10 protein-coding genes and 1 tRNA gene are annotated in these 10,900 nt (G+C 63.8%); 8 read left to right on the top strand and 3 right to left on the bottom strand.

The window, feature by feature from the left end; all coding sequences use genetic code 11:
• Window positions 1-2: 2 nt before the first annotated feature.
• Window positions 3-78 (top strand) — tRNA-Gly (locus tag IAE40_RS23645).
• Between the two features lie 100 nt (window positions 79-178).
• On the opposite strand, the gene IAE40_RS23640 is transcribed toward IAE40_RS23645, so the two are convergent.
• Both IAE40_RS23640 and IAE40_RS23635 read right to left on the bottom strand, forming a co-directional pair.
• Window positions 179-589: a PA2817 family protein gene (locus IAE40_RS23640; RefSeq protein WP_054893051.1), complete on the bottom strand. Its 411-nt coding sequence runs from the start codon at window positions 587-589 to the stop codon at window positions 179-181.
• A gap of 133 nt (window positions 590-722) precedes the next feature.
• Window positions 723-3,170 carry an acyl-CoA dehydrogenase gene (locus IAE40_RS23635; protein ID WP_197889858.1) on the bottom strand — a complete coding sequence of 816 codons (2,448 nt, stop codon included), beginning with the start codon at window positions 3,168-3,170 and terminating at the stop codon, window positions 723-725.
• 184 nt (window positions 3,171-3,354) lie between these two features.
• On the opposite strand from IAE40_RS23635, the gene IAE40_RS23630 reads away from it, so the two are divergent.
• The 3 genes from IAE40_RS23630 (at window position 3,355) to IAE40_RS23620 (ending at window position 5,834) form a co-directional block, all read left to right on the top strand.
• Complete coding sequence (locus IAE40_RS23630; RefSeq protein WP_200603959.1) at window positions 3,355-3,978, top strand: glutathione S-transferase family protein; 624 nt, start codon at window positions 3,355-3,357, stop codon at window positions 3,976-3,978.
• A 147-nt stretch (window positions 3,979-4,125) separates the two neighbouring features.
• Window positions 4,126-5,058, top strand: coding sequence for an ABC transporter ATP-binding protein (locus tag IAE40_RS23625; RefSeq protein WP_063543816.1), 933 nt, complete (start codon window positions 4,126-4,128; stop codon window positions 5,056-5,058).
• Window positions 5,055-5,834 (top strand): ABC transporter permease, encoded by a 780-nt coding sequence (locus tag IAE40_RS23620; RefSeq protein WP_054893055.1) that lies wholly within the window; start codon window positions 5,055-5,057, stop codon window positions 5,832-5,834. The genes IAE40_RS23625 and IAE40_RS23620 overlap by 4 nt, the downstream gene beginning before the upstream one ends.
• On the opposite strand, the gene IAE40_RS23615 is transcribed toward IAE40_RS23620, so the two are convergent.
• Window positions 5,718-6,344: a DUF2062 domain-containing protein gene (locus tag IAE40_RS23615; protein ID WP_151924181.1), complete on the bottom strand. Its 627-nt coding sequence runs from the start codon at window positions 6,342-6,344 to the stop codon at window positions 5,718-5,720. The two genes, IAE40_RS23620 and IAE40_RS23615, sit on opposite strands and share 117 nt — an antisense overlap.
• A 142-nt stretch (window positions 6,345-6,486) precedes the next feature.
• Here IAE40_RS23615 and IAE40_RS23610 point away from each other — a divergent pair, with 142 nt between their 5' ends.
• From IAE40_RS23610 to lpxK, 4 genes are all read left to right on the top strand, one after another.
• Window positions 6,487-8,709: a DNA internalization-related competence protein ComEC/Rec2 gene (locus IAE40_RS23610; RefSeq protein ID WP_200603958.1), complete on the top strand. Its 2,223-nt coding sequence runs from the start codon at window positions 6,487-6,489 to the stop codon at window positions 8,707-8,709.
• Between the two features lie 111 nt (window positions 8,710-8,820).
• On the top strand, window positions 8,821-9,456 hold the full coding sequence (locus IAE40_RS23605) for a MotA/TolQ/ExbB proton channel family protein (RefSeq protein WP_200603957.1): 636 nt from the start codon (window positions 8,821-8,823) through the stop codon (window positions 9,454-9,456).
• Window positions 9,453-9,887, top strand: a complete 435-nt coding sequence (locus IAE40_RS23600; RefSeq protein ID WP_200603956.1) for an ExbD/TolR family protein — start codon at window positions 9,453-9,455, stop codon at window positions 9,885-9,887. The genes IAE40_RS23605 and IAE40_RS23600 overlap by 4 nt, the downstream gene beginning before the upstream one ends.
• On the top strand, window positions 9,887-10,882 hold the full coding sequence (gene lpxK, locus IAE40_RS23595; protein WP_197889854.1) for a tetraacyldisaccharide 4'-kinase: 996 nt from the start codon (window positions 9,887-9,889) through the stop codon (window positions 10,880-10,882). The genes IAE40_RS23600 and lpxK overlap by 1 nt, the downstream gene beginning before the upstream one ends.
• Window positions 10,883-10,900: the final 18 nt, after the last annotated feature.

Raw genomic sequence — 10,900 nt, 5'->3', positions numbered from 1 at the left:
TTGCGGGAATAGCTCAGTTGGTAGAGCACGACCTTGCCAAGGTCGGGGTCGCGAGTTCGAGTCTCGTTTCCCGCTCCATTTGAAAACGCCACTTCATCGAAGTGGCGTTTTTTTTGCCTTCAAAAACAACGCAGCCATGGGGCCACGGACATTTTTTAATGCCCGTGGCCATTCTTGCTCAGTGGCGCTCGCCCTGGTCGGGTGCGCTCAGCAACTGCTTCTCCAGGTTCCAGTCGAAGGGCTCTTCATTCTGCTCGGCCTCGTAGCGACGCTCTTCCAGCGTCTGGTACAGCTCGAGTTCTTCATCGGGCATGTAGTGCAGGCAGTCGCCGCCGAAGAACCACAGCAGGTCACGCGGAACCAGATGAGCGATCTGCGGGTAGCGCGTGATCACCTGGCAGATCAGGTCCTGGCCCAGGTACTGGCTTTCCAGTGGGTTCTGCGGCAGCAGGGTCAGCAGTTCGTCGAAGCGTTCGAGGAACAGGGCGTGGCTTTCTTCCGGCACTTGCTCGGCGTCGCCCAGGGCCACCAGGATGGTGCGCAGGTGTTGGAGCAGTTGCAGGTGGTACTCCAGGTGGGGGTTGGCCATGGGGGCGATCCTCTGGTGTTGAAACGGGGGCCGGAGTATACGCAGGTTTTGCCCCGCAGGGGCAGGCGCAGCCGCTCGTACTGCCTTGACCACCGGCCCGTCAGGGGCCGGGGGTCTGTCTGACTGAAGGTGCTCAGCGCACCTTGCCCTCCACGGGCAGCAGTTGCGCCTTGTCGAAAGCATCTACATCGATCACTGTCCGGCGCGCGGCTTCGGCTGCCTGGAGTCTCTCGCCTTCATCAGCCTGCAGCACGCCGGCCTGCACGGCGGCTTCGATGTCCGACTGGCCCGGCGCGGGATGCACCTTGCCCTCCTTGAGCCCCTGGTGCAGCGCCTTGTGCAGTGGCGCCACCTCGTCCAGCAGGTCGCAAGCCGTCTGCAGGGCGGCTACCGGATCACCTTCGCCGTCAGGGCGGAAGCAGCCCGCCAGCAGTTCCTCCAGTGCCGGATCACCCTTGCGTCGGCCGATCAGTTCAGCAACTTCTTTATCCAGTTCATCGCTTGGCCCGGTGTGGCGGCGACCGAACGGGAAGACCAGAACCCGCAACGCACAGCCGATGAAGCGATTGGGGAAATTGTCGAGCAGCCGGTCGAGGGCTTTTTCGGCCTGCCCCAGACTTTCTTCCAGCGCCCAGCGCAGCAGAGGTTGCATGTGCTCGGGTGAGCCGAGGTCGTGATAGCGCTTGAGCGCTGCAGATGACAGGTACAGGTAGCTGAGGACATCCCCCAGGCGCGCGCTCAGGCGTTCGCGCCGCTTCAGCGCGCCGCCGAGCAGCATCATCGACAGGTCGGCAAGCAAGGCGAATGCGGCCGCCTGACGGTTCAGCGCACGGAAGTAGCCCTGGCTGAGGGCGTCGCCCGGCACCTTCTCGAAGTGCCCCAGTCCGATGCCGAGCACGAAAGTGCTGGCCGCATTGCTGGCGGCGAACATGATGTGCTTCATCAGCAGATCGTCGAACTCGTTGAGCGCCTGCTCGCGATCCTCGCGCCCGGCGAGGGCCATTTCCTTGAGGACGAAGGGGTGGCAGCGGATCGCGCCCTGTCCGAAGATCATCAGGTTGCGCGAGAGGATGTTGGCGCCCTCGACGGTGATGAAGATCGGCGCGCCCTGCCAATTGCGACCCAGGTAGTTGTTCGGGCCCATGATGATGCCCTTGCCACCGTGTACGTCCATGGCGTGCTGGATGCATTCACGGCCGCGTTCGGTCAGGTGGTACTTGAGGATTGCCGAAAGCACCGAGGGCTTCTCGCCCAGGTCCACTGCCTTGGCAGTGAGCAGGCGGGCGCTGTCCATCAGCCAGGCGTTGCCACCGATCCGTGCCAGCGATTCCTGGATGCCCTCGAAGGCGGACAGCGGCACGTTGAACTGCTCGCGGACGCGGGCGTACTGGCCGGTGACCAAGCTGGTGTACTTGGCAGCGCCTGTACCAACCGCAGGCAGCGAGATGGAGCGGCCGACCGACAGGCAGTTCATCAGCATCATCCAGCCCTTGCCGAGCATGTCCTTGCCGCCGATGAGGAAGTCCAGGGGCACGAACACGTCCTTGCCGCTGTTCGGGCCATTCATGAAGGCTGCACCCAGCGGCAGGTGGCGCTTGCCGATCTCCACGCCCGGGGTGTCGGTGGGGATGAGTGCCAGGCTGATGCCCAGGGATTCCTGTTCGCCCAGCAGGTGATCGGGGTCGTAGGCCTTGAAGGCCAGGCCCAGCAGGGTAGCCACCGGGCCGAGGGTGATGTAGCGCTTCTCCCAGTTCAGGCGAAGGCCGATGACTTCCTCGCCGTTCCATTCCCCCTTGCAGACGATGCCGGTGTCAGGCATGGCGCCAGCGTCGGAGCCGGCCAGTGGGCCTGTGAGGGCGAAGCAGGGGATTTCGTCGCCACGGGCCAGGCGCGGCAGGTAGTGGTTACGCTGTTCATCGGTGCCATAGTGCAGCAGCAGTTCGGCCGGGCCGAGCGAGTTGGGCACCATCACGGTCGAAGCCAGGTCGCCGCTGCGAGTGGCGAGTTTCATCGCCACCTGGGAGTGAGCGTAGGCGGAGAAGCCCTTGCCGCCGTATTCCTTGGGGATGATCAGGGCGAAGAAGCCGTGCTGCTTGATGTGTTCCCAGGCTGCGGGTGGCAGGTCGAGGTCCTGGCCGATCTGCCAGTCGCTGACCAGGGCGCAGAGTTCCTCGGTGGGGCCATCGATGAACGCCTGTTCTTCTGCGGTGAGCGTGGGGGCAGGGTAGTCGAGCAGGGTATTCCAGTCGGGCTGGCCGCTGAACAGCTGGCCGTCCCACCATACAGTGCCCGCGTCGATCGCTTCGCGCTCGGTCTGCGACATGGGTGGCAGGGTGCGCTGGAACCATTTGAACACGGGGCCGGTGAACACCTGGCGCCGCCACTGCGGCAATATCAGCAGGGCGGCCTTGGCGGCCAGCACCAGCCAGATCACGGTCAGCAGCCAGCCAGGTGCGTCGGCGAAGATGCCCATCAACAGCACATAGGCGGCGATCACCCCGAGGATCTGCAGCGGTGCCAGACGTCGATGGGTGAGATATGCGGCGCCGATCACCAGCACCACCAACCACAACAGCAGCATAGTTCTTCCTCCTTGGAAGCTTGGGCTCGAGCCATCCCGGATAGCTTAGACGCGATGCGCCGGATGGCTCGCTAAGAACAGTGACAGGGTGTGGCCACAGGAGTTTCAGAGCATTGTCCCCTGGTACAGGTGGCGTCACTGTGGAGTAGACTGTCCACCCTCTGCACTCACTAAGGACGTTGTCATGCTGAAGATCTGGGGTCGCAAGAACTCGAGCAATGTGCGCAAGGCGTTGTGGATCGCCCACGAGTTGGGGCTGGAGTTCGAGTCGATCGACGCCGGTGGGGCGTTCGGTGTGGTCAACGAGCCTGAGTACCGTGAGCGCAACCCCAATGGCCTGGTGCCGATGCTCGAGGATGGCGACTTCGTCCTCTGGGAGTCCAACACCATCGTGCGCTACCTGAGCGCTGAATATGGTGCCGAGCAGGGCTGGTACCTGGACGATCCGCGCCAGCGTGCCCTGGCGGACAAGTGGATGGACTGGACCACATCGTCCTTCGCCGCGCCGTTCCGCCCGCTGTTCTGGGGCATGCTGCGTACCCCAGAGAATGAGCGTGACTGGACGGCGATCAACGCTGCGCGGGAAAAGTGCGCAGAGTTGCTGGCGATCGTCGACAAGACGCTGGCAACCAAACCCTACCTTTCCGGTGAGCAGATCGGCATGGGCGACATTCCGCTGGGCTGCTTTGCCTACGCCTGGTTCGAGATGCCCATCGAGCGTCCCGATCTCCCCAACCTGCAGGCCTGGTACGAGCGCCTGAAGGCGCGTCCGGCCTATCAGGCCGCAGTAATGACGGCGCTGACCTGAGCGGATACCCCGCCCGTTTCGATAGTCACTATCGATATACATGACTGTACTTGTGCGGTCAGGCCTTGCACCATGGCCGCACTACTCACTGCGCCAGTGACTTGACCTGGCGTGTCCTGAACCTTTTTCTTCGGTACGTGACCCGCTATGAGTTCTGCCCTGTCCATAAGACAGCTGACCAAGACCTACGGCAACGGCTTTCAGGCCCTCAAGGGCATTGACCTGGAGGTCGCCGAAGGTGACTTCTTCGCCTTGCTGGGCCCCAATGGCGCCGGTAAATCCACCACCATCGGCATTCTTTCGACCCTGGTGAACAAGACCAGCGGCACGGTGAATGTCTTCGGCCATGACCTGGACCGCCAGCCAGCCGCGCTCAAGCGCAGCATCGGCGTGGTGCCCCAGGAGTTCAACTTCAACCAGTTCGAGAAGACCTTCGACATCGTCGTCACCCAGGCCGGCTACTACGGCATCCCGCCGAAGCTGGCCAAGGAGCGTGCCGAGCAGTACCTCACCCAACTGGGGCTGTGGGACAAGCGAGACGTGCAGTCGCGGTCGCTGTCCGGCGGCATGAAGCGTCGTCTGATGATCGCCCGTGCGCTGATCCATGAGCCGCGCTTGCTGATCCTCGACGAGCCGACGGCTGGCGTGGACATCGAACTGCGTCGCTCGATGTGGAGTTTCCTCACCGAGCTGAACCAGAAAGGCATCACCATCATCCTCACCACCCACTATCTCGAGGAAGCCGAGCAGCTGTGCCGCAACATCGGCATCATCGACCACGGCACCATCGTCGAGAACACCAGCATGCGCCAGTTGCTGGGCAAGCTGCACGTCGAGACCTTCGTCCTCGACCTCAAGCAGGACCTGCCCGCGGCGCCGAAGCTGCAAGGTTACCCGTGCCGGCTGATCACACCGCACACGCTGGAAGTGCAGGTGGAAAAGGATATCGGCATCACTGCGTTGTTCGGCCAATTGGCGTTGCAGAACATCGAGGTGCAGAGCCTGCGTAACAAGACCAACCGACTCGAGGAGTTGTTCGTGGCCCTGGTGGAAAAGAATCTGTCGAAGGTGGCGGTATGAGTGTGGAACTGCGCACCAACTGGGTCGCCCTGAATACGATCGTCTATCGCGAGGTTCGACGCTTTCTGCGTATCTGGCCGCAGACCCTGCTGCCGCCGGCGATCACCATGGTGCTGTACTTCGTCATCTTCGGTAACCTGATCGGCCGTCAGATCGGCGACATGGGTGGCTTCACCTACATGGAGTACATCGTGCCGGGGCTGATCATGATGTCGGTGATCACCAACTCCTACGGCAACGTGGTGTCGAGCTTCTTCGGCAGCAAGTTCCAGCGTTCGATCGAAGAGTTGATGGTCTCGCCGGTCTCGCCGCACACCATTCTCGTCGGCTACGCCCTCGGTGGTGTGTTACGCGGCCTGGCGGTAGGCGTGATCGTGACCATCCTGTCGATGTTCTTCACCCACCTGCAGGTGCATCACTTGGGTGTGACCATCGTTGTGGTGCTGCTGACGGCGACGATCTTCTCGCTGCTGGGGTTCGTCAATGCCGTTTTCGCACGTAACTTCGACGATATCTCGATCATTCCGACCTTTGTTCTGACACCGCTGACCTACCTGGGTGGCGTGTTCTACTCCATCAACCTGCTGCCGCCGTTCTGGCAGACCGTGTCGCTGGCGAACCCGGTGCTGCACATGGTCAACTCGTTCCGCTACGGCATTCTAGGGGTGTCGGATATCAGCATTGGTACGGCGATCACCTTCATGCTGGTGGCTACCGCGGTGCTCTATACCCTGTGCGTCCGCTTGCTGGTCAGTGGTCGCGGCATGCGTGCATGACACCCTGCACTTGCGCCGGCGCCACTGCCGGCCGACCCACCAGCGCCAGTAGAGCAAGGTGGTGAAGTAGGCGGCAACGCCCAGTATCACGCCGCACACCACCGAGCCGAGCAGGAAAGGCTGCCAGACGGTGGACAGTTGGTCGGTGATCCATTCGAAGGTCAGTTCTTCCGGGAGCGTTCGCGGAGGAATCTGCATCAGCCACGCGCCGGTCATGTAGGTGACGAAGAACACCGGTGGCATGGTCAGCGGGTTGGTCAGCCAGACCAGGCTGACCGCGATGGGCAGGTTGCCGCGTACCGGTATCGCCAGACTGGCGGCCAGCAGCATCTGCATGGGGATGGGGATGAGCGCTGCGAACAACCCTACGCCCATGGCCCGAGCGACCGAATGGCGATTCAGGTGCCAGAGGTTGGGGTCGTGCAGCAATCGGCCGAAAAAGCGTAAGGACTTGTGTTCCCGAATGCTGGTCGGATCCGGCATGTAGCGTTTGAAGAGGCGGCGCGGCATGTAGGCTCCCGGTGCTCGAATAGGGCGAGTATGCCTTGATTCCACGTCAGCCTCGTTCAGAGTTTGTGACAATTGTTGAGTGAGCTCGGCGGCCAAACAGGCCTAGCCTGACGGGGCGATTACGCTTGCGGAGCTTTACTTCATGCGCACAGGGATGTCTGCGCTGGCGCTCGGGTTGTTGAGCCTGGGTCTCTTGCCTGCCTTGCCGTCGGTCGGATGGCTGTTCCTTCTGTTCTTGTCGGCACTGATGTGCCTGTTCACTCGCGTCTGGCCGATAGGGTGGTTCCTGCTGGGGCTGAGCTGGGCCTGCTGGTCGGCGCAGCAGGCCCTTGATGATCGCCTGATCGCCGAGCTCGATGGGCGCACACTGTGGCTGGAGGGCAGGGTGACGGGGCTGGCGACGCAGTCCGGGCGCAGCGTGCGTTTCGAGCTGGACGAGGCACAGTCCCGGCGTGCGAAGTTACCCCGCCGGATGCAACTGAGCTGGTTCGACGGCCCCATGGTCCGGACTGGCGAGCGCTGGCGGCTCGCGGTCAACCTCAGACGCCCTCAGGGGCTGCTCAATCCCCATGGTCCCGACCGTGAGGCAATGCTGCTGGCACGGCGCATTGGTGCCACAGGAACGGTCAAGGCCGGGGAGATGCTGGCCCCGGCGAGCGGGGGCTGGCGCGACAGGCTGCGCCAGCGCTTGCTGGCGGTGGACGCGCAGGGGCGGGAGGTGGTGCTGGCGGCGTTGGTGCTCGGTGACGGTTCTGGGCTGGCGCGGGAGGACTGGCAGGCCTTGCAGGCTACCGGCACCGTGCACCTGATGGTGATTTCGGGGCAGCACATTGGCTTGCTGGCGGGGCTGATCTACGGGCTGGTTGCCGGACTGGCCCGTCTGGGTGCCTGGCCAGGGAGGCTACCGTGGTTGCCCTGGGCGTGCGGCCTGGCGATGGCAGCAGCCTTGGCCTATGGCGCCCTGGCTGGCTTTCAGGTGCCGGTGCAGCGTGCATGCCTGATGCTGGCCACTGTCTTGGTCTGGCGTCTGCGCTTTCGTCATCTGGGGGCGTTCTTCCCCTTGTTGCTGGCTTTGGTCGGTGTATTGCTGTTCGAGCCCCTGGCCAGCCTGATGCCGGGCTTCTGGCTGTCTTTCGCGGCGGTGGCGGTGCTGATCTACTGCTTCAGCGCGCGTCTGGGTGGCTGGCGGCCCTGGCAGGCCTGGAGTCGTGCTCAATGGGTGATCGCCATCGGTTTGCTGCCCGCGATGCTGGCGCTGGGTCTGCCTGTCAGCCTCAGCGCGCCCTTGGTCAATCTCCTGGCAGTACCCTGGATCAGCCTGGCGGTGTTGCCATTGGCCCTGCTCGGAACGGCGACACTGCCGTTGGCAGGGCTGGGAGAATCGTTGCTGTGGCTGGCAGGTGGGTTGATCGACCTGATGTTTCGCGCGCTCGGCCTGCTGGCCGAATGGCATCCACCCTGGACGCCCCCGCCGCTTTCGCTGTGGGCGTGGACGCTGGTGTGTGCGGGCGCGTTGTTGTTCTTGCTGCCACGCGGCGTGCCGCTGCGAGGACTGGGGGCGGTGATGCTGCTGGCGCTGTGGGCGCCTCGCGAGCAGGTGCCGCACGCAGAGGTGGAAGTCTGGCAACTGGACGTTGGCCAAGGCTTGGCGGTGCTGTTGCGCACGCGGCATCACAGCCTGCTCTACGATGCCGGGCCGGCGATGGGCGCCAGTGACCTTGGGCAGACCGTGGTGCTGCCGACCTTGCGCAGGCTGGGTGTCAAACAGCTCGATCTGATGCTGATCAGCCATGCACATGCCGACCACGCCGGCGGCGCTCTCGCCGTGCAGCGCGGCCTGCCGGTGGCGCGGGTGCTGGCTGGCGAGGCTCGGGAGTTGCCCGCAGTCTTGGGCGCACAGGTGTGCAGCAGTGGTGAGCGCTGGGAGTGGGATGGCGTGATGTTCTCGCTGTGGCACTGGCCCAGTGGCAAGAACAGCAACGACCGCTCCTGTGTGCTGCTGGTCGAGGCCCAGGGTGAGCGCTTGCTGCTGGCTGGCGACATGGAGGCCGGTGCCGAGCGTGCCTGGCTGGAGTCCGCCGATGCGGCGCGTATCGACTGGCTGCAGTCCCCGCATCATGGCAGCCGCAGTTCCTCCACCGAGCCTTTCATCCGCGCCATCGCGCCGCGTGGCGTGATGATTTCCCGTGGGCGACACAATGGTTTCGGTCACCCGCACCCGCAGGTGATCGAACGCTATCGGCGGCATGGGCTGGCAGTGCATGACACGGCCCTGCAAGGGGCGCTGCACCTGCGACTGGGCAGGCACGGAGAGGTCGAGGGATTGCGTGCGCAGCGGCGCTTCTGGCGTGAGCCGCCTTCCTAGGCCGTGCACGCCTGAAATATGCTGGTCACCCGCCAGCGCCCTGACCTTCGGCAGATGAGCCCCATGTCTGCCTATGGTAGAGTGGCGGCCTTTTTCAGGGGGATGCTTACTGTGTGGGAATTGGTCAAGTCCGGCGGCTGGATGATGCTGCCGATCATTCTGAGCTCCGTCGCAGCCATGGCAATTGTCGTCGAGCGCCTGTGGACCCTGCGTGCCAGTCGTGTCACCCCGCCGCATCTGCTGGGCCAGGTATGGATGTGGATCAAGGACAAGCAACTGACCGGTGACAAGCTCAAGGCCTTGCGCGCCGACTCCCCCTTGGGCGAGATCCTCGCCGCGGGCCTGGCAAACTCTCGCCATGGCCGCGAGATCATGAAGGAATGCATCGAGGAAGCCGCCTCCCGGGTCATCCACGAGCTCGAGCGCTACATCAGCACCCTGGGCACCATCGCTGCAATGGCGCCGTTGCTCGGTCTGCTTGGCACCGTACTTGGCATGATCGACATCTTCAGTGCGTTCATGGGCTCGCAGATGACTGCCAACGCCGCGGTGCTCGCCGGGGGTATTTCCAAGGCGCTGGTGACCACCGCAGCGGGCCTGATGGTTGGTATCCCCGCCGTATTCTTCCACCGTTTCCTGCTGCGCCGCATCGATGAGCTGGTGGTTGGCATGGAGCAGGAGGCGATCAAGCTGGTCGAGGTGCTGCAGGGCGACCGCGAGGTCGAGGTGGCCGGAGGCAAGGCGTGAAGTTCCGGCGCAATCGACAACGCGAGAACGTCGACATCAACCTTGCATCGTTGATCGATGTGGTGTTCGTGCTCTTGCTGTTCTTCGTGGTCACCACCACGTTCACCCGCGAGACCCAACTGCGTGTCGAGTTGCCCGAGGCCGCCAGCGGCGCACCGGCCGCGGAGCAGAATGGCAAGCTAGTGGAGGTGACGATCAGCGCCGATGGCGTGTATTCGGTGAACAACCACCTGCTGCCCAAGAGCGACCTGGCCACCCTGACCGAGGCCATTGAGCGCGAATCGGGGGGCGACAACACATTGCCTCTGGCGATCAGTGCCGATGGCAAGACCCCGCACCAGGCGGTGATCACTGCGATGGATGCTGCCGGCAAGCTCGGCTTCAGCCACCTGCGCATGACCACCGTCGAGGCGGCTCCGGGGACGCCCTGATGGCTTTCACCGATCGCCTGCTCGCCGCCTGGTACCAAGGCCATCCCGCCCTGGGGCTCTTGCGCCCGCTCGAGGCCCTTTACCGGCGGGTGGTGACGCGCAAGCGTGCGCGCTTCCTCAGTGGTGAAAGCGCCAGCTATCGGGCTCCGGTGCCGGTCATCGTGGTGGGTAATATCACCGTCGGGGGGACCGGCAAGACGCCAATGATCCTCTGGCTGATCGAGCATTGCCGAAGCCTGGGGCTGAAGGTCGGCGTGGTCAGTCGTGGATATGGCGCCAAGCCGCCCCATTTCCCCTGGCGGGTCCGTGCCAGTCAGAGCGCTGTGCAGGCCGGTGACGAACCGTTGCTGATCGTGCAGCGCACCGACGTGCCGCTGATGATCGACCCTGACCGATCCCGTGCCGTGCAAGCGCTGTTGGCCAGCGAGCCGTTGGACCTGATTCTCTGTGATGACGGCATGCAGCATTACCGGCTGGCGCGCGACCTGGAGCTGGTGCTGATCGACGCGGCCCGTGGTCTCGGCAACGGCCGATGCCTGCCGGCCGGCCCGTTGCGTGAGCCGGCCGAGCGCCTGGATGACGTCGGTGCAGTGCTGCACAACGGTGCGACCGTCGATCCGCCGCGTGGATTTGCGTTCGGTCTGCGCCCGAGTGCGTTGGTCAATCTACGGACCGGTGAGCGTCGTCCGCTCGAACATTTTCCTGCCGGTCAGGCCCTGCATGCCGTGGCTGGCATTGGCAACCCGCAACGTTTCTTCAACACCCTGCAAGGGCTAAACTGGCAGCCCGTGCCGCACCCTTTCGCCGACCATGCGCAGTTCGATGCCCAGAGCCTGGCATTCGAGCCACCACTGCCATTGGTCATGACTGAAAAGGACGCGGTGAAATGCCGTGACTTTGCAGGTGACGACTGGTGGTACCTGGCCGTTGATGCCGAACCGTCACCATCCTTCGTCGCCTGGTTCGATGCGCAGCTCGCTCGTCTGCTGCCTTGAATCACTTCCACTTTCCGG

Origin of the sequence: Pseudomonas sp. S44 (assembly GCF_016624805.1) — a bacterium.
GTDB lineage: Bacteria > Pseudomonadota > Gammaproteobacteria > Pseudomonadales > Pseudomonadaceae > Aquipseudomonas > Aquipseudomonas machongensis.
Note: the sequence above shows the minus strand (reverse complement) of the source record. Positions and strands in the feature narration are given on the sequence as shown.